The organism is Streptomyces sp. NPDC059816 (assembly GCF_042732055.1).
In the GTDB taxonomy this organism is placed as follows: domain Bacteria; phylum Actinomycetota; class Actinomycetes; order Streptomycetales; family Streptomycetaceae; genus Streptomyces.
Genome location: NZ_JBHWIQ010000008.1, coordinates 50301 through 74392, shown reverse-complemented (window position 1 = coordinate 74392; position 24092 = coordinate 50301). Strand labels below are relative to the sequence as shown.

The 24092-nt window shown below is 73.5% G+C and carries 23 protein-coding genes; 12 read left to right on the top strand and 11 right to left on the bottom strand.

Annotated elements, in window-relative coordinates:
* Nucleotides 1-49 precede the first annotated feature (49 nt).
* The gene (locus ACFV88_RS13080; protein WP_385489583.1) at nucleotides 50-277 is read left to right on the top strand and encodes a hypothetical protein; all 228 of its coding nucleotides are present in this window, start codon (nucleotides 50-52) and stop codon (nucleotides 275-277) included.
* A gap of 49 nt (nucleotides 278-326) precedes the next feature.
* Here the strand turns inward: ACFV88_RS13080 and ACFV88_RS13075 are convergent, their stop codons facing one another.
* Entirely contained in the window at nucleotides 327-1982 is a 1656-nt protein-coding gene (locus ACFV88_RS13075) for a DNA repair helicase XPB (protein WP_385489580.1), read from the bottom strand.
* A 258-nt stretch (nucleotides 1983-2240) separates the two neighbouring features.
* Between ACFV88_RS13075 and ACFV88_RS13070 the strand changes: the two genes are divergently transcribed.
* Both ACFV88_RS13070 and ACFV88_RS13065 read left to right on the top strand, forming a co-directional pair.
* A complete protein-coding gene (locus ACFV88_RS13070; protein WP_385489577.1) occupies nucleotides 2241-3578 on the top strand; it encodes an ATP/GTP-binding protein in 1338 nt (445 codons plus the stop codon).
* A 241-nt stretch (nucleotides 3579-3819) separates the two neighbouring features.
* Complete coding sequence (locus ACFV88_RS13065; RefSeq protein WP_385489574.1) at nucleotides 3820-4038, top strand: hypothetical protein; 219 nt, start codon at nucleotides 3820-3822, stop codon at nucleotides 4036-4038.
* 23 nt (nucleotides 4039-4061) lie between these two features.
* On the opposite strand, the gene ACFV88_RS13060 is transcribed toward ACFV88_RS13065, so the two are convergent.
* Nucleotides 4062-6605 carry a helicase-associated domain-containing protein gene (locus ACFV88_RS13060; protein ID WP_385489572.1) on the bottom strand — a complete coding sequence of 848 codons (2544 nt, stop codon included), beginning with the start codon at nucleotides 6603-6605 and terminating at the stop codon, nucleotides 4062-4064.
* A 203-nt stretch (nucleotides 6606-6808) separates the two neighbouring features.
* Between ACFV88_RS13060 and ACFV88_RS13055 the strand changes: the two genes are divergently transcribed.
* Together ACFV88_RS13055 and ACFV88_RS13050 are read left to right on the top strand one after the other, a co-directional pair.
* Nucleotides 6809-8101 (top strand): hypothetical protein, encoded by a 1293-nt coding sequence (locus ACFV88_RS13055; protein WP_385489569.1) that lies wholly within the window; start codon nucleotides 6809-6811, stop codon nucleotides 8099-8101.
* Nucleotides 8102-8224: 123 nt separating this feature from the next.
* Entirely contained in the window at nucleotides 8225-8773 is a 549-nt protein-coding gene (locus ACFV88_RS13050; protein WP_385490172.1) for a DinB family protein, read from the top strand.
* 21 nt (nucleotides 8774-8794) lie between these two features.
* Here ACFV88_RS13050 and ACFV88_RS13045 read toward each other — a convergent pair whose 3' ends face one another.
* Nucleotides 8795-9067: a hypothetical protein gene (locus ACFV88_RS13045; protein WP_385489566.1), complete on the bottom strand. Its 273-nt coding sequence runs from the start codon at nucleotides 9065-9067 to the stop codon at nucleotides 8795-8797.
* Between the two features lie 211 nt (nucleotides 9068-9278).
* Between ACFV88_RS13045 and ACFV88_RS13040 the strand changes: the two genes are divergently transcribed.
* On the top strand, nucleotides 9279-10025 hold the full coding sequence (locus ACFV88_RS13040) for a class I SAM-dependent methyltransferase (protein WP_385489563.1): 747 nt from the start codon (nucleotides 9279-9281) through the stop codon (nucleotides 10023-10025).
* Between the two features lie 47 nt (nucleotides 10026-10072).
* Here the strand turns inward: ACFV88_RS13040 and ACFV88_RS13035 are convergent, their stop codons facing one another.
* The 3 genes from ACFV88_RS13035 to ACFV88_RS13025 form a co-directional block, all read right to left on the bottom strand.
* Nucleotides 10073-10861, bottom strand: coding sequence for an ABC transporter ATP-binding protein (locus tag ACFV88_RS13035; RefSeq protein WP_385490169.1), 789 nt, complete (start codon nucleotides 10859-10861; stop codon nucleotides 10073-10075).
* 86 nt (nucleotides 10862-10947) lie between these two features.
* The gene (locus ACFV88_RS13030; RefSeq protein ID WP_385489560.1) at nucleotides 10948-12063 is read right to left on the bottom strand and encodes a FecCD family ABC transporter permease; all 1116 of its coding nucleotides are present in this window, start codon (nucleotides 12061-12063) and stop codon (nucleotides 10948-10950) included.
* Nucleotides 12064-12109: 46 nt separating this feature from the next.
* On the bottom strand, nucleotides 12110-13102 hold the full coding sequence (locus ACFV88_RS13025) for a FecCD family ABC transporter permease (protein WP_385489557.1): 993 nt from the start codon (nucleotides 13100-13102) through the stop codon (nucleotides 12110-12112).
* A 139-nt stretch (nucleotides 13103-13241) separates the two neighbouring features.
* Between ACFV88_RS13025 and ACFV88_RS13020 the strand changes: the two genes are divergently transcribed.
* The 3 genes from ACFV88_RS13020 to ACFV88_RS13010 all read left to right on the top strand — a co-directional run bounded on the left by ACFV88_RS13020 (nucleotide 13242) and on the right by ACFV88_RS13010 (nucleotide 16258).
* Nucleotides 13242-13919 carry an HAD family hydrolase gene (locus ACFV88_RS13020; RefSeq protein ID WP_385490166.1) on the top strand — a complete coding sequence of 226 codons (678 nt, stop codon included), beginning with the start codon at nucleotides 13242-13244 and terminating at the stop codon, nucleotides 13917-13919.
* A gap of 105 nt (nucleotides 13920-14024) precedes the next feature.
* On the top strand, nucleotides 14025-15044 hold the full coding sequence (locus ACFV88_RS13015) for a phosphotransferase enzyme family protein (RefSeq protein WP_385489554.1): 1020 nt from the start codon (nucleotides 14025-14027) through the stop codon (nucleotides 15042-15044).
* Nucleotides 15045-15046: 2 nt separating this feature from the next.
* Nucleotides 15047-16258, top strand: a complete 1212-nt coding sequence (locus tag ACFV88_RS13010; RefSeq protein ID WP_385489551.1) for a serine hydrolase domain-containing protein — start codon at nucleotides 15047-15049, stop codon at nucleotides 16256-16258.
* On the opposite strand, the gene ACFV88_RS13005 is transcribed toward ACFV88_RS13010, so the two are convergent.
* Complete coding sequence (locus tag ACFV88_RS13005; RefSeq protein WP_385489548.1) at nucleotides 16255-16518, bottom strand: hypothetical protein; 264 nt, start codon at nucleotides 16516-16518, stop codon at nucleotides 16255-16257. The genes ACFV88_RS13010 and ACFV88_RS13005 overlap by 4 nt on opposite strands.
* A gap of 599 nt (nucleotides 16519-17117) precedes the next feature.
* On the opposite strand from ACFV88_RS13005, the gene ACFV88_RS13000 reads away from it, so the two are divergent.
* Together ACFV88_RS13000 and ACFV88_RS12995 are read left to right on the top strand one after the other, a co-directional pair.
* Nucleotides 17118-17609, top strand: a complete 492-nt coding sequence (locus ACFV88_RS13000) for a GtrA family protein (protein ID WP_385489546.1) — start codon at nucleotides 17118-17120, stop codon at nucleotides 17607-17609.
* A gap of 409 nt (nucleotides 17610-18018) precedes the next feature.
* Nucleotides 18019-18402, top strand: coding sequence for a cold-shock protein (locus ACFV88_RS12995; protein WP_385489543.1), 384 nt, complete (start codon nucleotides 18019-18021; stop codon nucleotides 18400-18402).
* A 50-nt stretch (nucleotides 18403-18452) separates the two neighbouring features.
* Here ACFV88_RS12995 and ACFV88_RS12990 read toward each other — a convergent pair whose 3' ends face one another.
* The 4 genes from ACFV88_RS12990 to ACFV88_RS12975 form a co-directional block, all read right to left on the bottom strand.
* Nucleotides 18453-19349, bottom strand: coding sequence for a 1,4-dihydroxy-6-naphthoate synthase (locus ACFV88_RS12990; RefSeq protein WP_385489540.1), 897 nt, complete (start codon nucleotides 19347-19349; stop codon nucleotides 18453-18455).
* Nucleotides 19346-20080 (bottom strand): futalosine hydrolase, encoded by a 735-nt coding sequence (locus ACFV88_RS12985; protein WP_385489538.1) that lies wholly within the window; start codon nucleotides 20078-20080, stop codon nucleotides 19346-19348. Before ACFV88_RS12985 ends, ACFV88_RS12990 begins: the two co-directional genes overlap by 4 nt.
* Nucleotides 20081-20093: 13 nt before the next feature.
* Nucleotides 20094-20612, bottom strand: a complete 519-nt coding sequence (locus tag ACFV88_RS12980) for a DUF2771 domain-containing protein (RefSeq protein WP_385489536.1) — start codon at nucleotides 20610-20612, stop codon at nucleotides 20094-20096.
* A 107-nt stretch (nucleotides 20613-20719) separates the two neighbouring features.
* Nucleotides 20720-22105, bottom strand: a complete 1386-nt coding sequence (locus ACFV88_RS12975) for an MFS transporter (RefSeq protein ID WP_385489533.1) — start codon at nucleotides 22103-22105, stop codon at nucleotides 20720-20722.
* Nucleotides 22106-22524: 419 nt separating this feature from the next.
* Between ACFV88_RS12975 and ACFV88_RS12970 the strand changes: the two genes are divergently transcribed.
* Nucleotides 22525-23508 carry a DUF3027 domain-containing protein gene (locus ACFV88_RS12970; protein WP_385489531.1) on the top strand — a complete coding sequence of 328 codons (984 nt, stop codon included), beginning with the start codon at nucleotides 22525-22527 and terminating at the stop codon, nucleotides 23506-23508.
* Nucleotides 23509-24092 lie beyond the last annotated feature (584 nt).

The window sequence follows — 24092 nt, the reverse complement described above, 5'->3', positions numbered from 1 at the left end:
CCGCCCTCAGACAGATGCCTTTGAGGTGCGGAAAACCGACACTGGAGGTATGAGCAGCGCAACCATCACCCCAGGCCCCGTCCACTCCGCCGGCCGTGCCCCCGCCGGCCCCTTTGACCTCTCCGGCGCCACGGCCGCCACCGGTGAGCACCGCGCCCACCGCGTCGGCGACGCCCTGCGCGCACTGAAGGTCTTCGTCTCGACGGCGTTCGGCGTCGCCGTGCTCGGCGAGTACGCCCAGGAGGCGGGCGTCCGCACCCGGGGCACCCACGCCTGAGCGCCCCCGTACTTCCCTCAGTCGGCCGGCGGGTCGCCCGCCTCGCCGCTCAGGCCTCGGAAGGCCCCTCGCCGAGCAACTCGTGCGCGTCGGCGATCCGGTACGCGTAGCCCTGCTCGGCCAGGAACCGCTGACGGTGCGCCGCGAAGTCCTGGTCGATGGTGTCCCGGGCCACGACCGAGTAGAAGCGGGCCTCGTGCCCGTCCGCCTTCGGGCGCAGCACCCGGCCCAGCCGCTGGGCCTCCTCCTGGCGCGACCCGAACGTTCCCGACACCTGGATGGCGACGGTCGCCTCCGGCAGGTCGATCGAGAAGTTCGCGACCTTCGACACCACCAGCACCGAGATCTCCCCCGCGCGGAACGCGTCGAACAGCTTCTCGCGCTGCGCGTTCGAGGTCTCACCCTTGATCACCGGCGCGTCCAGGTGCGCCCCCAGCTCGTCCAGCTGGTCGATGTACTGCCCGATGACGAGCGTCTGTTCGCCCCGGTGCCGGCGCACCAGGGCCTCCGTCACCCGCCGCTTGGTCGCGGTCGTCGCGCAGAAGCGGTACTTCTCCTCCGGCTCGGCCGTCGCGTACGCCAGCCGCTCCGACTCGGTGAGGCTGACCCGCACCTCCACGCAGTCCGCCGGCGCGATGTACCCCTGCGCCTCGATCTCCTTCCACGGCGCGTCGAACCGCTTGGGCCCGATCAGCGAGAAGACGTCCGACTCGCGCCCGTCCTCCCGGACCAGCGTCGCGGTCAGCCCGAGGCGGCGGCGGGCCTGGAGGTCGGCGGTGAACTTGAAGACCGGCGCGGGCAGCAGGTGCACCTCGTCGTACACGATCAGGCCCCAGTCCCGGGAGTCGAACAGCTCCAGGTGCGGGTACACGCCCTTCCGCCGGGTGGTGAGCACCTGGTACGTGGCGATGGTGACGGGCCGGATCTCCTTCCGCGTCCCGCTGTACTCGCCGATCTCGTCCTCGGTGAGCGAGGTCCGACGGACCAGTTCGTGCTTCCACTGCCGCGCGGAGACCGTGTTGGTCACCAGGATCAGCGTGGTCGCCTTCGCCTGGGCCATCGCCCCCGCTCCGACCAGCGTCTTCCCCGCACCGCAGGGCAGCACAACGACCCCGGACCCGCCGTGCCAGAACCCCTCCACGGCCTGCTTCTGGTACGGGCGCAGCGCCCAGCCGTCCTCGGCCAGCTCGATCGGGTGGGCCTCCCCGTCGACGTACCCGGCGAGGTCCTCGGCGGGCCAGCCGAGCTTGAGCAGCGTCTGCTTGATCTGGCCGCGCTCCGAGGGGTGCACGGCGACGGTGTCCGCGTCGATCCGGACGCCCACCAGCGGGGCGATCCGCTTCGACCGCAGGACCTCTTCCAGCACCGGCCGGTCGGTGGTCGACAGGACCAGCCCGTGTGCCGGGTGCTTGGCCAGCGTCAGCCGCCCGTAGCGGTCCATCGTCTCGGCGATGTCCACGAGCAGGGCGTGCGGCACGGGGTAGCGGCTGTACTCCACCAGCGCGTCGACGACCTGCTCGGCGTCGTGCCCGGCGGCCCGGGCGTTCCACAGGCCGAGCGGGGTGATCCGGTAGGTGTGGATGTGTTCGGGCGCCCGCTCCAGCTCGGCGAACGGTGCGATGACCCGGCGGCAGGCGTCGGCCAGGTCGTGACCGACCTCTAGGAGGAGGGTCTTGTCCGACTGGACGATGAGAGGTCCGTTCACGCGCGTCCCTTCCTGCGGATGCCCCGGTCGGGCGACCAAACCTCCAGTTTGCCGCATCGGCCCACGAAGCGGTGGGGACCGGCCGTCGGGTGACGCGTTCGCGACGGTCCGTGCACGGGGTCCGCGGTTCGCGGTGGTTCGCAGGGACCCTTCCCCGTGCGGGTGAACGCTCTGGCTGTTGCGTCAAAGGGCTTGTATCGTCAATTTCTGCCGTGCAAAGCCTGTGGACGACATTTCTCGGTGCTTGAGGAGGTTGCCGTGCTGCTGAGGTTCCAGGTGACCAACCACGCGTCCCTGCGCGACGAGCAGGAACTGTCGCTGATTGCTTCGGACCGTCACCCCGAACGGGCCGAGCGTGCACTCGCGAACGGCGAGCACCGTGTCGTGCCCGTTGCGGCGGTGTACGGGACCAACGCTTCCGGCAAGTCCAACGTGATCGACGCGATCGGCTGGGCGCGCACCGCGGTCCTGTCGTCGTTCCGCCACTGGGACCCGACGGGCGGGGTGCCCAGACGCCCCTTCGCCCTGCGTCGGGACGCCGGCTCCTGGCCCACGTCGTTCTGCGTGGACTTCGCGCTGGAGGGGGTGCGCCACGAGTTCGGCTTCACCGTTGACGACGACCGGGTCACCGAGGAGTGGCTCTCCTACTACCCGGAGCGCAAGGCCAACCGGCTGTACGAACGGGAGGGCGACACCGTCAGGTTCGGTCGGTCCCTGACCGGCCGGAAGAAGATCATCTCCGAGTTGCTCCGCCCGAACAGCCTCTACCTCTCCGTCGCTGCGGCGCAGGGACACCCCCAGCTCAGCGAGGTGTTCCGGTGGTTCCGTTCCGGACTGCGGATGGCCACCGACGACAACTTCCGCACGCGGCTCGACAACACCGTGCGGCTGCTGTTCGACGGTGACGGAAACCACGGAAACCACGGAGAACCCGGAAAACACCGAGACCGCCGACCGGCTCCCGTCCTGGAACTGCTCGGCTATGCCGACCTGGGTGTCTCCGGCCTGAAGGTCGAGGAGCCGGACGAAGCGGTCATGGACGAGTACCGCAAGCTGACGCGCGTGGTGCGGGACGTGCTCGGGGACAAGGTGCGGGTCGAGAGCCCCGGGCTCCGCTCGGTGCGCGTCGAGCACCGGACGGGGGAGGGCGTCTTCCCCCTCGACCTGGCCGAGGAATCGAGCGGCACCCGCACCTGGATCGGCCTCATGGGCCCGGTGCTCACCACGCTGGCGCGGGGCAGCGTGTTGTGCGTGGATGAACTCGACGCCCGCCTCCACCCCTACCTGGTCGACGCGCTCGTCGGCATGTTCCAGTCGGCGGAGACCAACCGGTCGGGCGCCCAACTGCTCTTCAGCACCCATGAAGCGTCCCTGCTCGGCAAGAACGTCCGGACCGAGCTGCACCGGGACCAGGTGTGGTTCACCGAGAAGGACCCGGCGACCCTGGCGACCCGACTCTTCCCGATGACGGAGTTCCACGTCCGGGACTCCGTCGAGAACCTGGAGAAGCGCTACCTGGCGGGCCGCTACGGAGCGGTCCCGCACCTGGACGACGACGTACTGCGCGGCATCTCCGCGGCGGTGGGAGGAACCTAGTGGCACGCCGGGGGAAGCCGCTGACCAGGTCGGGCAGTTCACGGCCGGAACAGCGGAGGTTTCTGATCTACTGCGAGGGCGAGCGCACGGAGAAGGAGTACTTCAACGGACTCCGGCGGGAACTCAAGGCGCTCCCCGTCACGATCTGCATCGGTGGCACTCACGGGGAGCCGAAGTCCCTGGTCCTGGCGGCGGTCGGGGACGTCTCCGCGTCCGCACCTCGGCCGAGGTGCAGCGTGCCGTGGAGAAGGGATCGACCTGCGGCTACACGGTCGAGAAGAAACAGGTGGACTACGAACGGCTGTGCGGGCCGCAGGGCGACAACTACACCAGGGCCAGAACGCGGGCCCGGGCCATGCGTGCCGGGAACCCGGACGGTCGACGAGCCAACCCCCGGACCGACGTCGACGAACTCGTCGAGCTCCTGCGCCGGGCCCGTGCTCGCCCCGGAAGCCGCTGACCGAGCACCCGGCCCGTGGGGTTTCAGTCGTCGTCCGCGAGTTCGGCCACCCCCGTGATCCGGTGCAACGGGTACGTGCGGACCTCGTCCGCGGTGTGGTCGTAACCGGTGACGTAGCCGCCCTCCACCCGGACCGGGGCGATCACCCGTTGACTGGCGGCGCCCTCCGCGCTGACGTAGCCGATCCACAGGGACTGCCCGGTCATGACGGCCGCCTGCATGGTGGCCAGGGTCTCGGGCGGGCTGGTCCGCGGTAGCTCACCCGGCTGCTCGGGCACCGACTTGCGGGGCGCCGTCGCGGCCAGGTCGCCCGCCCGCACGGCCCGCACCGCCGCCCGCAGCAGGATGTCGTCGGGGCGCGGCGGTCCCTCCGGCGCGGGCTCGGGCGGGGTGCGCGGCCCGGTGCGGTACGCATGGATCCGGGCGATCATCACGTCCCCGTCCGGCGTCTCGGCGGCCGGGGCGAACCCCATCGCGCGCAGCTGGTCCAGCAGGGACGCCGGGTCGGCCTGGGTGGCGAGCACCGTCGGCGCGAGGCGGCGCAGCCGGAGCCCCTGGGCGCGGCGGTCCGCCAGGATCTCGCCGAGCACGCTGTCGTCGTCGCACCGCACGTACGCGGAGGCCGCCCCGATGCGCAGCTGTCCGTGGCGTCGGGCCACGTCGTCGATGAGGTACGTGAGCGGTTGGGGCACCGGGGTCCGGGAGTGCGTGGCGAGGAACGCGTGCAGGTCGCCGGCCGTGCGTCCGGCGTCCAGCGCGCGCCGCACCGAAGCGGGGGTGAACCGGTAGACCGTCGCACCGCCCTTCGACTCGACGTCCGCGAGCACCGCCAGGGTGTCCGCCAGCGGCCGTTCCAGCGGGCCCGGGGCCACCGCGGTGAGGTCGGCCTGGAGCAGCACGTGGTCCAGGGGGTGCGGGATCAGCGGGCCGAGCAGCCCGGCGGCCCGCCCCACCGCACGGGCCAGCGCGTCGGCGTCGAGCGCTCCGGAGACGTCCCGTTCGTCCGGCCGGCCGAGCAGTTCGCGCCCGTGGGCGCTGAGGGCGCCGCGGCCGGTGACGCCGAGGAGTTCCGCTTGGTCGAGCGTCCACCGGGCCAGCCGTCCGCGCGGGTCCTCGGCCAGCGGATCGGAGCCCGGCCCGCCGATCCGGCCGCCGGCCACCGCCGACCGGGGCGGGCGTTCCCAGCGCAGTCGGGCCAGTACGGAGTCCGGGGCCGGCGCGGTGCCCACCGGCAGTTCGGCGAGCAGGGCGAGGACCCGGTGCCGGACCTCGGGGGCGGCCCCGCGGTCGAGACCGGGTCCGAGCGCGGACAGCGCCCGGTCCTTCGGGTCGCGTCCGCCCACCAGCCCGGCCGTGCGGGTCGCGGTCAGCCAGGCGGCGGCCAGGGTCGCCCAGCGTTCGGCGGGGGACCGCTCCAACCACTCGTCGTACGCGGGGGTGGCGGCGTACCGCTCGTCGGCCTGACCGTCCGCGGCGAGGAGCCCGGCGGTGTACGCGAGCTCGACCCAGAAGGCGGCGACGGGTTCGGACACGTCGAGGGCCACGGCCGTCCGCTTCAGGTCGCGCACGCTCAGCCCACCGGCGCGCAGCACCGCGGGGCCGCCCTCGTCCCAGTCGCGGAGCAGGTCCTCGACGGTGGTCACCGCCATGTACGCCTGCCCGGCGGCGGTCGCGTCGACGACCTGCGGCCGGTGCTCGGCGAGGGCCCTCACCGCCGGTGCCAACGGCTCGGGGGTGCGGTGCGCCCGGCCGCCCCGCAGGTGCAGCGCGACCTCCCGGGGGAGGACGACGGTGCCGGGCGCGGTGGGCAGCAGCAGTCCCCGGTCGAGGAGCCAGCGCAGTCGGGCCGCGGGCTCGGCGGTGACCTGCCCGTACGGCGGCCCCCACACCAGCCGGTCCAGTACTTCCAGGGACGCCGCGGGGGCCTCGGCCAACAGCGCGTCCATCCGCTCGCGGTCCTCGAACACGGCGGCCAGGGCGGCGACCGCCGACACCGAGTCATGGGTGGTGGCCAGCCCGGCGGTCGTCACGATCTGCTGGATCCGCCCGGGCGACATCCCCGCGGTCGTCTCGGCGACGGACGGGCCGAGACCGGTGGGCGAGGGGTGCTGCGGGCCGGGCGTCAGGAGTTCGCGGGCGGTGCGCACCAGCCGCAGGTGCGCGTCGTCGCCCCACAGCAGCGCCTGTTCCCGCAGGACCGTCACCGCGCGCGGTAGCGCCCGTTCCACGTCCCCGGCCCCGCCGTCGCTCCCGGCGCCGGGGCCGTCCTCGGGGGCGCCCGGGTCCGCGCCGCGCACCAGTCGCAGCAGGTCCTCGTAGCCGGCCGGGTCGGGGGCCACGGCCAGGGCCTCGGCGACCTGCTGGGTGAACCGGTCCAGCCGTTCCAGGGCGCGCAGCACGCTCGCCCGGGTACCGGCGCGGGTGGCCAGTTGGGTCAGGTCACCGGGCACGGGCGCGAGCAGGTCGGGCCGGGCCCGCAGGAGTTCGGCGAGTGAGGCGTCGTCGCGGGAGCGCAGGGCTTCGGCGAGGGACCGGGGCGGGGTGCTACCGGGGGGCTTACCGCTCATCCGGCTCACGTTACTGGGTCCCCGCGGGGCGCGACGGTTCCCGCCCTCGGGTGCGTGGCGCCCCGCGGACGGGAACCGTCGCGACGGCCGGTGGCGGCGGGTGAACCCCGGCCTCCGCGCACCGCCGGGGAGCGCCAGGATGCCGGGCGACCCGGTACCGTCGCGCGGAGGGGATTGTCGACGGCCGTCCCGGAGGGGACTTCGTGGGGATTGAGAGCGACCAGCTCGTCTTCGACTACCTCAGTCGAGTCGGCGACCTGGCACAACAGCACCAACTGCCGTCGTCCGCGCGGATGCGTCTCGTCGCGGACCTGCGTGACGAGATCGACCGGCGCCGTTCGAAGGCGCCGGCCGACAGTCCCGCGTCGGTGCGGCGCATCCTGTCGCGGATCGGGGAGCCGGGCGAGTTGGTGGCCCGCGCGGGCTCGGGCGACCGGTCCGGTCCCGGTGCCGAGGGCACTCCGACGGCGCTACCGGAGCAGCGGACGTCCGGCGCGGCGGCAGCGGCCGGACCTTCGCGGTCCGGCCCGGGCGGCCAGGGGCACACCGCGGCCCCCGACGACCGCTCGTTCAAGAACTGGTTGTCCAAGGGCCGACCGTCCGAGAACCGACCGTCCGAGGTCCGGTCTTCCGAAGACCAGCTGACGGGGGACCAACCGACGAAGAGTCGGCTGACGAAGGGTCGGCTGACGAAGGGCCAGGCGCCCGAGGGCTCGCCGCCCGAAGGCCAGGCAGCGAAGGACCGGGCGGCGAAGGGGCTGTGGCGGCTGGTGCCTCGGCCCCGCCCCGCCGGCCCGACGCCCCCCGCCGACGACCCGCAACCCGCGGTGGACGGGCCGGCCGGGCCGGGGAGCGCCCACCGCGCCCCCTCGCCACCCCACTTGGCGCCCCTGGACGAACTGGGCACCACGAGCGGTCCCCGCGACTGGTGGCGGGTCGAGAGCAACAGCCCGTTCGAGGCGGTCGACCGCGTCCCCGGGTTCGTCGGCGGCATCGAGATCCCCGACATCCTCAAGCCCCCGCCCGGCCCCGACACGGAGGACGACGACGCCGACGAGGGGGGTGACCCCGCTGCCGAGAAGGAGCCCGCCCAGCAGACCGGAGCCGACCCCGCCGCGGGCGCGACGGCCCGTGGCGGCCGGGCCCTGGCCCTGCTCACCGGCTGGTCCAACCCGCTGCTGCTGGTCGCCGCCGCCCTGTTGGTGGGCGGCGCACTGGCGGGGAACCTGCTCGCGCTCGGCGGCGGCTGGGCCCTCGCCTGGCTCTCCAAGCGGCTCACCCCCGCCGAGTCCAAGTTCGCGGTGCTCTGGATTCCCGGGCTGTCCCTCGCCGGTGGCGTGACGTGGCTGTGGGGCCGCGCCGCCGGGCACTGGGGTCCGGAACTGGTCGAGGAGCGGTTCGGCCAGGCCATCGGGGACGCGTGGCCCTGGGTCCTCAAGTCGGCCGCCTTCGCCAGCGCCGTGTTCCTGGTCTGGCGCTCCCAGCGGAGGTCGTGAGCGCGACCGTTGTCCCGTCCCGTCGGACCCCTCCGCTGGGGGCCGCCGACCCTTTGGTGACCGGTCCGATGTCAGTGGCGCCTGCCAGACTCGGCCGCTCCCGGACCGGAAGGCAGGCAGATGATGAACGACACCGCCGTCCCCCAGCACTTCGCACCCCGGTGGAACGACGACACCCGCCCGATCCCGCCCTCCGCGGGTGGTGAGAGGGAGACCCTGGCCGCGGTCCTGGACTGGCACCGGGCGACCTTCGAGCTCAAGTGCGCCGGCCTGTCCCCGGAGCAGCTGTCCGAACGGGCGGTGCCGCCGTCCGGCCTGTCCCTGCACGGCATGGTGCGGCATCTGGCCGGCGTCGAGCGCTGGTGGTTCCGCATCCAGTTCACCGGTGAGGACGTTCCGCTGCTCTACTACTCCGACGACGACCCCGACCAGGACTTCGACCGTCTGGAGGGTGACGTCGAGGAAGCGTTCGCCGTCTGGCGGACGGAGTGCGAGCGCTCCCGGCAGATCACGGCCGCTGCCGCATCGCTGGACGAAACGGGGACCCGCAAGGGGACCGGCGAGCCGATCTCCCTGCGCCGGATCATGGTGGACCTGATTGCCGAGTACGCACGGCACACCGGCCACGCCGACCTCCTGCGCGAACGCATCGACGGGTCCACCGGGATGTGATCCGAAGAGAGGCCCCCCGGCTCAGTGGACGGGGCGCCGGTCCTCCAGCGCGTCGTCCGGGAACGGGGCCTCGGGGTGGTCCCGGAGCAGGCAGTCCCGCACCAGGTCGGGCACGTCCGGGTCCATGGCGTCGGCCTGACCTGCGGTGAGCGTGCGGTGCACCGCTTCGAGAGGGGCGGTGATCGACGGATGGTGGGGCCGGTCGCAGGCCAGTTCGTCCGGCAACGACCAGGCGCCGACACCGTCCGGGCCCACGGAGTGCCCGGACCCGGGACCTGTTTCGTCGCCGGTCAACCACGGCACCACCGCGGCGCCCCACCCGTCGCCACGGTCGATCGCGGGCAGCCGTGGCCAGAGCGCGTCCGCCGGGCCGAGCAGAATCCCGCCCGGTGCCTGGCGACTGTGCTGCGTTCGAAGGTCTGTTCGGCTCGGGCGGGTGTCAACAGGTCCCAGCAATCGGCCCGAACCCCGCCTCGCCCGCGCCCGGTGCGGCTACGGTCGCAGGATGCGAGACGATCCCTCCGCCCCGGGAACCCCGAACGACCCCGACGCCCGCTACGAGCGGGCGTTCGCGACGTTCCTCGCGCACACCGACCAGAAGCGCAAGGCCCGCGCCCACCTGGACCGGGTGGTCGCCGGACTTCCGCACCGCCGGGTGCTGCTGGACGCCGGAGCGGGGGACGGCGGGACCACCGCCCACCTGAGCGGGCAGTTCGCGCGCACCATCGCGATCGAGCCCAACCCCCGGCTGCGCGCCCGACTGAACCGCCGGGTGCCCGAAGCGCTGGTCCTCGGACGGACGATCCTGGACGCCCGGCCGCCCGAGGAGGCCGACCTGGTGCTGTGCGCGCACGTGCTCTACCACGTGCCCGCGGACCAGTGGCCCTCCCATCTGCGCCGGTTGGCCTCCTGGACGACCTCCGAAGGCACGTGCCTGGTCGTCCTCCAGAACCAGGACAGCGACTCCATGCGCATGCTCCGGCACTTCGGCGGGGCGACGCCGGACCTCGTCAGCACCCTGGAAGGCCAGCCCACCGGCACCCGCGTCGACATCGTCTCGGTGGACACCGTCGAAGCACACGTGCGCACCCCCGACCTGGGCACCGTCGTCGAGGTGGCGTCCTTCATGCTCGCCCACCTGTCGGCCGCGCCCGCCCCCGAACAGGTCGAGCAGTACGCGCGGGCCCACTTCGCCACCGTCGACGGCGGGTACGAGTTCAGCTGCACCCAGGACTTCGTCCGGATCAGGTAGCCCCTGGAGCGCGAGGTCCGCCCGTAGCCGCACCTGGGGCGGACCGGTCAGGAAGCGGGTGGGCTCCAAGGGGGGCCCGGCACCACCAGTGGTGAACCGGTGACCGGATCGGGAACGACCGTGCAGTCGAGCCCGAACACCTCCCGCACCAACTCCTCGGTGACGACCTCGGCCGGCGCGCCCTCCGCGACGACCCGTCCCGCCTTCATCGCCACCAGATGATCCGCGTAGCGTGCGGCCTGGTTGAGGTCGTGCAGCACCACGACCACCGTCCGGCCCCGTTCGTGGTTGAGCTGGCGCACCAGGTCGAGGACCTCCACCTGGTGCGAGATGTCGAGGTACGTCGTCGGCTCGTCCAGCAGCAGCAGCTCGGTGTCCTGGGCGAGGGCCATCGCGATCCACACCCGCTGCCGCTGCCCGCCGGACAGCTCGTCGACGGCGCGTTCGGCGAGCGTGGCGACGTCCGTGCGTTCCATGGCCTCGCGCACCGCCCGCTCGTCCGCCTCGGACCACTGCTGCCACCACCGCTGGTGCGGCTGTCGGCCCCGTCCCACCAGGTCGGCGACGGTGATGGCCTCCGGTGCGACGGGCGTCTGCGGGAGCAGCCCGATCTGTTGGGCGATCCGTTTGGTGGGCAGCTGCGCGAGGGCGGTGCCGTCCAGCAGCACCGAACCGCCGCTGGGCTTGAGCAGGCGGCCCAGGGCGCGCAGGGTCGTGGACTTGCCGCAGGCGTTCGGTCCCACGATCACGGTGACCTTGCCGTCGGGGATCGCGAGGTCCAGCTCGTGGACGACGGTGCGGTCGTCGTAGGCGAGCGTCAGCTCGCGGGCCCGCAGCCGGGCGCCCGCGTCGCCGGCGGCTTGCGCGCAGGAGCCCTTGGTGAGGGCGGGGGACTGCCGGCCGGTCAGGGACGGTGACTGCGTCACGAGGTGCCTCCACTGCGGCTGCGGATGATGAGCCAGATCAGGTACGGGGCGCCGACGGCCGCGGTCAGCACGCCGACCGGGAGTTCCGTCGGCGCGAACAGCCGCCGGGCCAGCAGGTCCGCCGACACGACGACGACGGCACCGAGCAGCGCCGAACACAGCAACGGGATCTGCGCCGTGCGGGTCAACCGGCGGGCGATCTGCGGGGCGAGCAGGGCCACGAAGTCGACCGGTCCGGCCGCTCCCGTCGCCACCGACGCCAGGACCACGCCCAGCGCCACCAGGCCGAGCCGCACCCGGCCGAGCCGGACGCCCAGCGCGGTCGCCGTGTCGTCGTCGACCCCGACCCGGCGCTGTGCATGGGCGGCCCACAGCACCGCCGGCAGCAGCACCAGCAGCGTCCAGGCGAGCGGCGCCACCTCGGACCAGCCCCGCCCGTTGAGGGAGCCGGTCATCCACACCTGGGCCTGCTGGGCCACCAGATGGTCGCTCTTGGTCATGAACAGGCTCGTCAGCGAACGCAGCGCCACCGCGAAGCCGATGCCGATGAGGACGAACCGGGTGGCGTGGAGACCGCCCCGCCAGGCGAAGAGGTAGACGAGGACGGCGGCGAGGATGCCGCCCGCGACGCTCAGGTACGGCATCACGGCGTACGAGGTGATGCCGAACGTCATGGCGCCGACGGTGACGGCCCCGGCGCCCTGACTGATCCCGATGATGTCCGGGCTGGCCAGCGGGTTGCGGGCGACCGTCTGGATCAGTGCCCCGGCGATGCCGAAGGCGGTGCCCACCAGGAGGCCCACCACCAGGCGCGGGGCCCGTAGCGTCTCCACGACGAGTTCGTTGTCCGAGGGTTCGCCGCTGAGCACCCGCAGCACCTCGGCCGGTGCCACGAAGGACTCGCCGACCGACAGGTAGAGGACGGACACCGCGGCGAGCAGCACCGCCAGTCCCGTGGCGGCGACGACGGCCCGCCGGTGCACCAGGAACGAGGCGTGCGCGCCGAACCGGACGGGGGTGTACCCGGCGGGGCCGGTGGTCCCCCGCGCGGGGAGCGCGACCGGGGCGCCGGCCGGGGGCGCGGGGGTGCCGTCCGCGGTGCGGAGCTTCATCGGCGTCTCGCCTCTCGGGTCGCTCGGCGGGGTTCGGCCTGCGGGTTCACGCGGCGACCGCCTTCCTACGGACCAGGGTGATCAGGAACGGCACGCCGATCAGAGCCGTCATCACCCCGACGGGGACCTCGCTCGGCGGGAACACGATCCGCCCCACGGTGTCCGCGACGAGGAGCATCGCCGGACCGAGCAGCGCCGACATCGGCAGCAGCCAGCGGTGGTCGCTGCCGACGATCGCGCGGGCCAGGTGCGGCACCGCGAGGCCGACGAAGGCGATCGGGCCGGCCGCCGCGACGCCCGCGCCGGTCAGCAGGGTCGCGCCGAGGCCGGCCACCACCCGTACCTTCCCCACGTTCTGCCCGAGGCCCTTCGCCACGTCCTCGCCGAGTGCGAGCGCGTCCAGGCCGCGGGCCGCCGCGATCACCAGAATCGTTCCGGCCAGCAGGAACGGCCAGATCTGACTGATCAGCTCCGCGTCCCGGCCGGACAGCGAGCCCACCTGCCAGAACCGGAACTCGTCCAGTGCGGCGGCCTGGGTGGTGAGCACCCCGGTGAGCACGGAGACCAGTAGGGCGTTGAGTGCGGCGCCGCCCAGCGCGAGTTTGATCGGGGTCGCGCCGCCCCTGCCCCGGGCCGCGATCGCGTACACGGCGACGGCTGCGAGGCCCGCGCCGGCGAACGCGAACCACACGTATCCGGTCAGGGTGTGCACCCCGGCGAACGCGATGGCCAGCACCACGCCGACCGAGGCGCCCTGGCTGATGCCGAGGATGCCGGGGTCGGCGATCGGATTGCGGGTGATGCCCTGGAACGCGGCGCCGGCGAGGGCGAGCCCCGCGCCGACCATCAGACCGACGACGGTCCGCGGCACCCGCAGCTCCCGGACGACCACGGCGTCCTCGCTGGAGCCGCCGTTCAGCAGGGCGTCGAAGACCAGGGACGGGGCGATCGCCCGGGCGCCCACGGCGAGGCTCAACACCACCGCGAGCAGCAGGACCGCGGCAGCCGCGAGCATCGCGGCGACACGTCTGACCGACATGGGCGGGCACTCCCGTGACTGCATGGGTTGGTTAGGCTTGGCTAAGTGTAAGGGGCGGTGTTTTCCGGCCGTGCGCACGGTGGTTGGCCTGCCCGTCCAGGTTGCCGCCCGGGCCGTCCCGGTCGCCCGGCCGGGCACAATGGAGTGCGTGACCTCCGCGACGCGACACCCCCGACGACCCGAATCGGCCACCACCGGCGACCCGGTGGACGGGGCCCCGCTCGTCGTCGGATTCGACCTCGACATGACCCTGATCGACTCCCGGCCCGGCATCAAGGCGTGTTACGACGCCCTCGCCGCGGAGACCGGCGTCGCCATCGACACCGCACTCGTCGTCAGCCGGCTGGGGCCGCCGCTCGTCGAGGAACTGGCGAACTGGTTCCCGGCCCAGCGGGTCCCGGAGATCGCCGACCGCTACCGGGCGATGTACCCGCAGTGGGCCATCGAACCGACCCTGGCCATGCACGGGGCGCGGTCGGCCATCGACGCGGTGCGCGCGGCGGGCGGCCGGGCGGTGGTCGTCACCGCGAAGTGGGAGCCGAACGCGGTGCTCCACCTGCGCCACCTGGGGATCGAGGCCGACGCGGTGATCGGGGACCTGTGGGCCGAGGGCAAGGCCCGGGCCCTGCGGGAGCACGGCGCCGCGGTGTACGTGGGCGACCACGTCGGGGACGTGCGGGGGGCCCGGGCGGCGGGCGCGGTGTCGGTCGGGGTCGCCACCGGCCCCTGCTCGATGGCCGAGCTGCGGGACGCCGGCGCGGACGCCGTACTCCCGGACCTCACCGCCTTCCCCGCCTGGCTCGCCGACCACCGCTGACGGCGCGCGGGGTGCGCCGAGGCACACCAGAGGCGGGCGCGGGCGCGCGCGGGGGCGCGTAAAAACGATTGCTCGGGGCCGGCGCGCCATGGGCTGATGGCACCCATGATGCCTCTCGTAGAGATCAACGACATGGCCCACGCCGTGGACGACGACACCTGGTGCAGCCCGGTCGCCGACGCGGTGGCGCACCACTGGGGGTGCGAGCCGGGGGCGGCGAAGTGGTGGCGCTCCAGCGCCTCCCACGTCTTCGTGGTCCCCGAGATGCCGGGCACCGGACTCCGCGCCTATCTGCGGTTCGTCCCCGCCTCCTACCGGGCGTTCGACCGACTGGAGGGCGTGGCCGAGCTGATGGACCGGCTCGCCGACCGGGGGACCGCCGTGGTGCGCCCGCTGCGGACGACGTCCGGGGAACGGGTGGTCACCGCCGAGACGCCGACGGGCACCGTGCGGGCGATGTGCGTGCCGGCCGCCCCCGGGGAGGAGGTCGAGATCGACGACCTCAGCCGGGACCGGGCCCGCTGTTGGGGCGCCCTGCTCGCCGAGGTGCACGACAGATCCGTCGACCTCGGCGGCGGGCTGCCCGACTTCCACGCCGAGTTGCCGCGGGCGGGCGAGCTGTTCGGGGACGACACCGTACTCGTCGGGGCCGTTCAGGCGCTCTGCGCCCGCCTCGCGCAGCTGCCCCGCGACCCGGCGCGGTACGGGGTCGTCCACGGTGACTTCGAGCTGGACAACCTCGCCTGGCGGGGCGACCGGGCCACGGCCTTCGACTTCGACGAGGCGGCCCGCTCCTGGTACGTCGCCGACATCGCCTCCGCGGTACGGGACCTCACCACCGCCGGCGAGGCGTGCTCGGCCCGGCACGCGGACCTGCTGGACGCCTTCGTCACCGGCTACCGGACGGTGCGCCCCCTGCCAGACGACGACCTCGCACTACTGCCCCTGTTCACCGCGGCGAACGCCGCCCTCGGCCTGGTCGGGCTCCACGGGGTCCTGGACGCCCCCGACGACGGTCGCGAGGACAAGCTGAGCGATCTGCGCCGCAACCTCCTGACCTACCGGGCCGAACAACGTGCGACGGTCCTGACGGTCACGGCGGGCCTGACGGGAGCGCGGCACTGAACGTGACGACCTCCGCGCGCCACATCGTCCTCACCCTGGCCCTCGCCGTCACCTCGGCGCTCCTGGCCCCGACGTCCACCGCATCGGCATCGGCATCGGCACCCGCGCACGCGTCGAGGCCGGGCCCGACCGCGGGGGCGGTGGCACCGGGCACGGAACACGGGGCGACCCGCCGGGCCCTGGACCGCTACCGGGCCCAGGGCGTACCGGGCGCCGCCGCCCAGGTGAGCGGCCCGGGCGGGGCCGAGTGGTACGGGTCATCGGGCTCCGCGGACCTGCGGGGCGAGCGGCCCCGCCGCTCCGAGGACCGGTTCCGGATCGGCAGCATCACCAAGACCTTCACCGCGACCCTGCTCCTCCAGCTCGAAGCCCGCGGCGCCCTCTCCCTCGACGACACCGTGGACCGCTGGCTGCCCGGGCTCGTCCGGGGCCCCGGCGGGGACGGCCGGGAGATCACCCTGCGGCAGCTGCTCAACCACACCAGCGGCCTGCCCGACTACACCGACACGCCCTGGTTCACGTACGTCTTCGGCGAGGGTTTCCCCCGTCACCGGTTCACCGCCTACCGCCCCGGGGAACTGGTGGCCATGGCCCTGCGGCGACCGGCGACCTCCCGACCGGGAGCCGTCTGGGCGTACGCGAACACCAACTACGTCCTCGCGGGGATGGTCATCGAGGAGGCCGGCGGGGCGCCGCTGCGGCGCCAGCTCCGGCAGCGCGTCCTCACCCCGCTCGGACTGCACGCCACCCGTGCCGCCGGGCGTTCGGTGGACCTGCCCCGCCCGCACGGCCGGCACCACACCGAGCTTCCCGACGGCCGCATCTTCCCCGCCACCCGGCTCGACCTGACGGCTTTCGGCGCGGCCGGCGACATGATCTCCACCGGGAAGGACGTCAACGCGTTCCTCCGGGCCCTGCTCGGCGGACGGCTCCTGCCGCCCCGGCAGCAGGCGGCGCTGCTGGAGACGGTGCCGATCGGGACCGACGGCAGTGCGGCCTACGGCCTCGGGCTGACGCGGGAACGGCTGTCCTGCGGCGTGCGGATCTGGGGCCACGGCGGCGTCCTCAACGGATCGCTGTCCTGGGCCTACTCCACGCAGGACGGCAGCCGGCAGGTCACGGTCAACCTCAACGGTGACTGGCACGCGAACGACGAGCCGCTCGACCAGATCCTGGAAGCCGAGTTCTGTCCCGCCGGAGCCGAGTCGGGCTAGCCGAGCCCGCCGGAGGTGTGGGCGCGGGCCTGACTGCGCTGGGCGGCGATGGTGCGCAGCACGCCCGCGCCCGCGATGGCGAAGCCGACACCCATGAGCATGCTCAGCCAGAACATGTACGTGGGGAACGGGGTCGTCCCGAGGAAGAGGGGGGCGACGGTCACCAAGGTGGCCGTCGCGCCGAAGAAGAAGACGATCGCACCGGCGCGGACCAGTCCGTCGCCGGGTGCCGTGGAATTCGCTGGGGTTTCGTCGCGCACTCCACCAGGGTAGTTCCCCCCGCGGCCCTACGGGGTGCGCTGTCCCGTGCGGGTGCGCTGCGGTTCTTCGCGCAGTTCCCCGCGCCCCTAACCGGTACGTCCCCCTGAGCGTGCGCTGTCCGGTGGGGTACGCCCTGGCGGGTGTGCGCTGTTCCGTGCGGGTGCGTCGTGGGTGCTCGCGCAGTTCCCCGCGCCCCTAATGGGGCGTCCCGGTGGGCGGGCGAGGCGTGCCCCGATAGGGGCGCGGGGAACTGCGCGAACCAACCGTGCACCTGGACAGGGACAGCGCACGCCCAGGGAGACGCACCGATAAGGGGCGCGGGGAACGGCGCGAAACCGGGGCGCACCCCGCAGGGCAGCGCGCGCTCAGCGGAACGCCCCGATAGGGGCGCGGGGAACTGCGCGAACCAACCGCGGACCTGGACAGGGGCAGGGCACGCTCAGGGGGACGTACCGATAGGGGGCGCGGGGAACGGCGCGAAACCGGGGCGCACCCCGCAGGACAGCGCACGCCGAGCGGAACGCCAACCCCCACCAAAGCCCCCGCGCAGCGCTTAGCATGCGTCCCCACGACCGAACCGCCGGGAAGGCTACGCACGATGGGCAACGCGCCATCCGGATGTCGACGCAGATTCGGTTCACTGAGTGCCGAGATCATCCGATTTGGTACGGTCGGGGCCTTCGGATGGATCATTGACGTCGCGGTTTTCAATTTCTGCCTGCACGTTCTGGAACTCCAGCCCGTACGGTCCGGGGTGATGGCTTCGGCGGTGGCCATCTGCGTCAACTACCTGGGAAACCGGAACTGGACGTACCGCGACCAGAGCGGTGGTCGGCGCACCCGTGAAGTGACCCTGTTCTTTGTTTTCAGCTTTGTGGGAACGGGAATTCAGAACGGCGTCCTGGCTGTTTCCCACTACGGCCTGGACCACACGTCCGCACTGAGCGACAACCTCGCGAAGAACGTCATCGGGCTGGCGATGGCGAGCCTGTTCCGCTTTTGGGCCTACCGGACCTGGGTGTTCCGGCCGTCCGCCGAATCCGCGGTGCGGCAGCCCGAACCGGCCAACTCCTCCGCGCCCGGCCACTGAGCGGAATGCGGACCCGGTCCCCGACCACAGCGCACTCCGGCGCATTCCACCTCCGTCCGGCGCGCAGGGCCCGCGCTATTCCCTTCCGCGCGCCGGCTCCGGCGGCCGGGACCACCGGCCGCCGGCCCACCCGGTGTTCGAGGTCGCACCGCGCAGGACACGGGTCTCCCGGCGCGAAGCCGGGGTGTTCCGCGCATGGTCGGCGAGACGGGCGAACAAGGCCGGGGGAACCCGAGAACCGGGCATTCCGCAAGGCCGCCGGACGGACAACGGCTGAAACCCTCCACGCCCTCCGAGCCCTTACCCGATCAGGTGGCGGCTCTGTCTGTTTTCTCGGGTGATCGAATGGGGAGAGCCCCGGTAGGCTGGTCCAAACGTTGGCCTTGTGGAGCGGAAGTAGGTGTGTACTTTGCCGACTGGCAAGGTCAAGTGGTTCAACAGCGAGAAGGGCTTCGGCTTCCTCTCCCGCGATGACGGCGGCGACGTCTTCGTCCACTCCTCCGTACTGCCCGACGGGGTCGACGCCCTCAAGCCGGGCCAGCGCGTCGAGTTCGGCGTCGTGGCCGGTCAACGCGGCGATCAGGCCCTGTCCGTGACGATCCTCGACCCGACCCCGTCCGTGGCCGCCGCGCAGCGCCGCAAGCCGGACGAACTGGCCTCGATCGTGCAGGACCTGACCACCCTGCTGGAGAACATCACCCCGATGCTGGAGAAGGGGCGCTACCCGGACAAGGCGTCCGGTGCCCAGATCGCCGGACTGCTGCGGGCGGTCGCCGACCAACTCGACGTCTGACCGACCCACTCGACGCCCCGCCGACTCCGGTCAGCTCCGGTCGACTCCGGTCAGGGGAACGCCAGCGCGTCCGGGCCGAGGGGCGGTACGAGTCCCTCGGCCGCCGCACGCGTCAGCAGCGCCCGTACCGCCGCGTACCCCTCGTCCCCCAGGTCGGCGGTGAACTCGTTGACGTACAGCCCGATGTGCTGGTCGGCGACGGTCGGATCCATCTCCTGTGCGTGCGCGAGGACGTAGTCACGGGACGCCGACGGGTCGTCCCAGGCGGCGCGCACGGAGGCCCGGGCGCTCTCGGCGAGGCGGCGCAGCACCGCACCGCCGAGCGCACGCTTGGCGATGATCGCGCCGAGCGGGATCGGGAGCCCGGTCGTCGCCTCCCAGTGCTCGCCCAGGTCGACCGCGGCGTGCAGCCCGTAGTTCCGGTAGGTGAAGCGGGCCTCGTGGATGACGAGCCCCGCGTCGACCTCGCCGTCCCGCACCGCCGGCATGATCCGGTCGAACGGCATCACCACGACCTCGCCCACCCCGCCGGGCACCTGCTCCGCCGCCCAGAGCCGGAACAGCAGGTACGCCGTCGAACGTTCGCTCGGCACCGCGACGGTGCGCCCCGCGAGGTCCGTACCCGGCTCCCGGGTCAGCACCAGCGGACCGCAACCCCGGCCCAACGCCCCGCCGCACGGCAGCAGCGCGTACTCGTCCAGCACCCACGGCAGCACCGCGTACGACACCTTCAGCACGTCCGACTCGCCGCGCTCGGCCATGCCGTTGGTGATGTCGATGTCGGCGAACGTGACGTCCAGGGCGGGGGCGTCCGGCAGCCTGTCGTGCGCCCAGGCGTCGAAGACGAAGGTGTCGTTGGGGCAGGGGGAGTAGGCGATCCGCAGCGGTACGGGGCCCGTCGATCCCGTCGGTGCCGGGTCGGCGGGGTGCGTGATACCAGTCGTCATGCCCGTTCCCAACGCTCCAGGGCCGGCGCGCATTTCCCGAACGCCGTCGTCAGCGCGGCCAGCGCGTCCCCGATCCGCCAGGCGTCCCGGTCTCGCGGGCCCACCGGGTTGGAGACCGCGCGGACCTCCAGGACCGGACGGCCGTGCGCGGCGGCGGCCTCGGCGACCCCGAAGCCCTCCATGGCCTCGGCCAGCGCCCCGGGGTGCCGGGCGCGCAGGGCGGCGGCCCGACCGGTGGACCCGGTGACCGTGGACACCGTCAGCACGGTCCCCGCGGGGCAGCCGATCGCGGCGGCGGCCTCCCGGACCAGGTGCGCGGGCGGCACGTGGGTGACCGTGCCGAAGCCCAGCGCGGTCACCGGCAGGAAGCCGTCGGGATCGTCGTCGCCGCCCTGGGCCCCGAGGTCCGCGACGGTGATCGCATCGGCGACGACCAGGGAGCCCACCGGGGCCAGCGGGGCGAAACCGCCCGCGATCCCGGCCGACACCACCAGGTCGTAGGGGGCGCCGTCGAGGTCGGCGGCGGTCAGCGCCGAGGCGGCGCCGGTCGCGGCGGCGGCCGGGCCGACGCCCGCGGCCAGCAGGTCCCAGCGGGCGCCCGCGGTGGTGATCCGCCGCAGGTCGACGCCCGGCACCCGGACCTCGCGCTGCTCGGACAGGAACGCGAGGGCCACCGCGTCCCGCTCGGCGGGTACCGCGGTGGCGACCAGGACGCGGACGGGCCGGGTCATCGTGTTGACGTCGTCACTCGGCCTTCTTGAGGCGGAACGACCACAGCCCGGTCACCTTGTTCTCGCCGCCCTGGGCGATGCTCACGGTGGTCGAGGTGCCGCCGCTGGCGCCGTACTGCTCGTTGAAGAAGACGCTGCCGGGGACGGCGAGGTACGTCTTCTTGGTGTAGTCGGTCAGCCGCTGGCCGTCCAGGAGGACCGTCCACTCCTTGTCGGCGATGCCCACGTCCACGCCAAAGCGGACGGTCTCGTCCGGGTCGACGGTGATGGACTTGACGTCCTTGTCCTTGAGGCAGTCCGCCACCTCGGCGGGCTTGATCGCCTTGCCGTCCTGGTAGCAGACCGCTTCCGAGTTCACGGACTCGTCCCCGACGGTGACGGTGGCGACGGCGGTCGGCTTCTCACAGGCCGACAGGACCAGCAGGCCGGCACAGACGACGCCGGTGACGGCGACGGCCCGGCGGTACCGACGGGGGCGCTCGGCGGCCGGGGCTGACTTCAGGTGCGGCTCAGCCGCGGACAGGGACGTCATGGCGGAAAGGCTAGCGGGCGACCCGTACGCGTGTGTGACGCGGGTACGGCGCGCCGTACCGGTGCCGGGTGGTGCTGGTGGGGCCAGTGGGGGTCGGTGGGGCCGGATCAGGCGACGCGGGGCCGGGGCGCGCCGCCCCGGCGGGCCGCGTCGAGCAGCCCCCGCGCCGTCGACAACCAGCCGACGGCGACGATCCCGGCGGCGACGAAGAGCCCCAGCGTCCCGTTCAGCGGCAGACAGATCCCGATGGCGCCGCCCACCACCCACGCCATCTGGAGCAGGGTCTCCGAACGGGCGAACGCCGAGGTGCGGACGAACTCGGGCACGTCCCGCTGGATCAACGCGTCGAGCGACAGCTTGGACAGGGCCTGGGCGAAGCCGGCGACCGCCGCGAGACACGCCACCAGCACCGCACCGAAGAACACGGCCGCCGTGATCGCCATGGTGAGCACCCCCGCGATCACCGTGACGATGATGACCTCCGGCGCCCGGGTCCGCAGCCACGCCCCCACCGTGGTGCCCAGCGCGTTGCCCGCCCCCGCGGCGACCCCCACGATCCCCAGGGACACCGCGGCGCTCTGCCCCGTCATGGGGTGCTCGCGCAGCAGGAACGCCAGGAAGAAGATGAGGAACCCGGACAGGCACCGCAGGGAGGCGTTCGCCGCCAGGGCGTGCGTCACCGCGGGGCCGACGGTGCGCAGGCCCGGCCGGCGGTCCTTGCGGTACGGGTGCCGCAGCCGCTCCGGGTCCGCGGTGAGCAGCGCCCGCGCCTCGCCCTTGGCCGAGTCGACCTTGGGCGGCATCCGGAAGGACAGGAACGTGCCCGCGACGAACAGCACGAACGCCCCGTACAGCGGCCAGCGCGGGCCGACGAGCTGGAGCCCCGCGCCGATCGGGGCGGCGATGCCGGTGGCGAGCAGCCCGCCGAGGGTGACGCGTGAGTTGGCGCGCACCAGCGAGAAGTGCGGTGGCAGCAGCCGGGGCACCACGGCGCTGCGCACCACCCCGTACGCCTTCGACGCGACGAGCACCCCGAGCGCCGCCGGATACAGCTCCAGACCGCCCGTGATGACCGCCCCCGACAGCAGCAGCGCGAGGACCGCACGGGCCAGCATCGCCCCCGCCATCGCCGCGCGCCGTCCGTGCGGGAGCCGGTCCAGGAGCGGGCCGATCACCGGGGCGAGCAGGGTGAAGGGGGCCATCGTGATCGCCAGGTAGAGGGCCACCCGGCCGCGGGCCTCGTCGGTGGGGACGGCGAAGAAGACCGTGGAGGCGAGCGCCACGGTGATCATCACGTCGCCCGCGCCGTTCACCGCGTGCAGTTCGATCAGTTTGCCGAGCCCGGACTCGCCGGCGCCGTGCGCGTGGGTGGCCTTGCGGATGCCCCGAGCGGTGCCCGTGAACGGGAGGTGCAGCGCACGACCCACCGCGCGCCCGGCCCGTCGCACGGGGCCGGGCTCGCCCGGACCACGGGACGACCTGGCTGCTGCCACCCCGTCATAGTGCCCCCAACAGGGTGCGCGTAGTGCGGATACGGCGTCCACCGGACGTGGCGTGGCCCACGTGTCGCCCTGATCGGCGGGGGGTACCGGAGGCGGTCGTGACGGTGCGCGGCGCGGCCGGGCGGGGCGCACGGAGGTCTCGGCCCGGGAACGAACGCGTGCCGCACCGTACGCCGGTGTGGGCGCGGGCCGCCGGAGAGGGTAGCGTGCGTTACGCGCCTGCGGTGATTGGTCCTGGCCGCGCGCCTCTCGCTCATCACGCAGAATGGATGACACAGGTGCGCCCGGGTGGCCGGGCGCGGACGTCGACGCGGCCCACAGGTCCGCTCCGTCCGCGTTCCCGGTGGAACCGGTCCGCCGCCCGACAGGAGGGCGCACCCGTCAGTCGGCGTAGGAGAGAAGCGATACCCGTGACCGCAGCGACAACGCGAAGCCGCACCCCCGACCGTCAGTGCGCCGAGGCGGTCGACCTCGCCCGCATCGCCGCCGAGGAGGCCGCCGCGCCGGGAGTGGTCGGCGAGCACGTCGGGACGGTCGTCGAGGGCGACCGGGTGCTCACTCACCTGTTCGAGTGCAAGGACCCCGGCTACCGGGGCTGGCGCTGGGCGGTCACGGTGGCCCGCGCGTCCCGTGCCCGGATCGTGACGATCGACGAGACGGTGCTGCTGCCCGGCCCGGACTCGCTGCTGGCACCCGAATGGCTCCCCTGGAGCGAGCGGCTGCGCCCCGGTGACCTCGGCCCCGGTGACCTCCTGCCGACGGAGGACGACGACCGGCGGCTGGAGCCCGGGGTCCCCGAAGCGGTCGGGACCGAGCCGGAGGCCCCCGCCGAGGAGGCGCCCGGGGCGGCCGGTGACCCGCGGCTCGCCGGTGGGTGGACCGGGGCGGACGAACCCGCGCCGAACTCCGTCCGCTCGGCGGACGCCGAGGAACTCGCGGCGGCCGAGGACGCGGCCCGGGCCGCGGGCGGCGTCGACGGACCGCCGCCCGCCGTGCCGGTGGAGCCCTCGCGGGCCGCCGTCGCCTCGGTCGCGAGGGAGCTGGGGCTCGGACGGGCGCGGGTGCTGTCGCAGTACGGGTTGCGGGAGGCCGCGGAGCGGTGGGACCTGGCGTTCGGCTCGGCCACGCCGATGGCGCAGGCCGCGCCCGCGAACTGCGGTAGCTGTGGTTTCCTCGCCCCGCTGGGCGGGGCGCTCGGTCAGGCGTTCGGCGTGTGTGCGAACGAGTTCGCTCCTGCGGACGGGCGGCTGGTGTCCCTCGCGTACGGGTGCGGGGCGCATTCCGAGGCGGCGGTCGTTCCGCGGAGTACCCGGGTGGGTACGCCGGTGCTGGACGAGACGATGGTCGAGGCGTTCCCCCTCCACCCCGCCGCGGAAGACGTCGGCCACTCGTAGCGCGATGCCCGTGCGGGGTGCGATGCCCGTGCGGGTGCGCTCCGCTGCACGTGCGCTATTCCTGTGCGGGTGCGCTGTGGTTGCTCGCGCAGTTCCCCGCGCCCCCTTCGGGTGCGCTCCGGTGCACGTGTGCTGTTCCTGTGCGGGTGCGCTGCGGCTTTGCGCAGTTCCCCGCGCCCCTATCGGGCGCGGTCTGGTGGGCGTCTGGTGTTTCCTGCGGGTGGGCTGTGGCTGGTCGCGCCGTTCCCCGCGCCCCCTTCGGGGCGCGACCTGGTGGGCGGGTCGCGGCGGGCGGATCTGCTCCGGCGAGACGCGCCCCGATAGGGGCGCGGGGAACTGCGCAAAGCGACAGCGCACCCGCACAGGGCCAGCGCACGCCCGCCAGGACGCCCCCGATAGGGGCGCGGGGAACTGCGCAAGACCACCGCACACCCGCACAGGGACAGCGCAGGCGCAGCGGAACGCACCCGAAGGGGGCGCGGGGAACTGCGCGAGCAACCACAGCGCAGCGCACCGTACCCCCCTGAGGGCCCCCGCCCCAGGGAAGACGGTACGTTCGGGCCCGCACGCCCGGAGCCACTGGC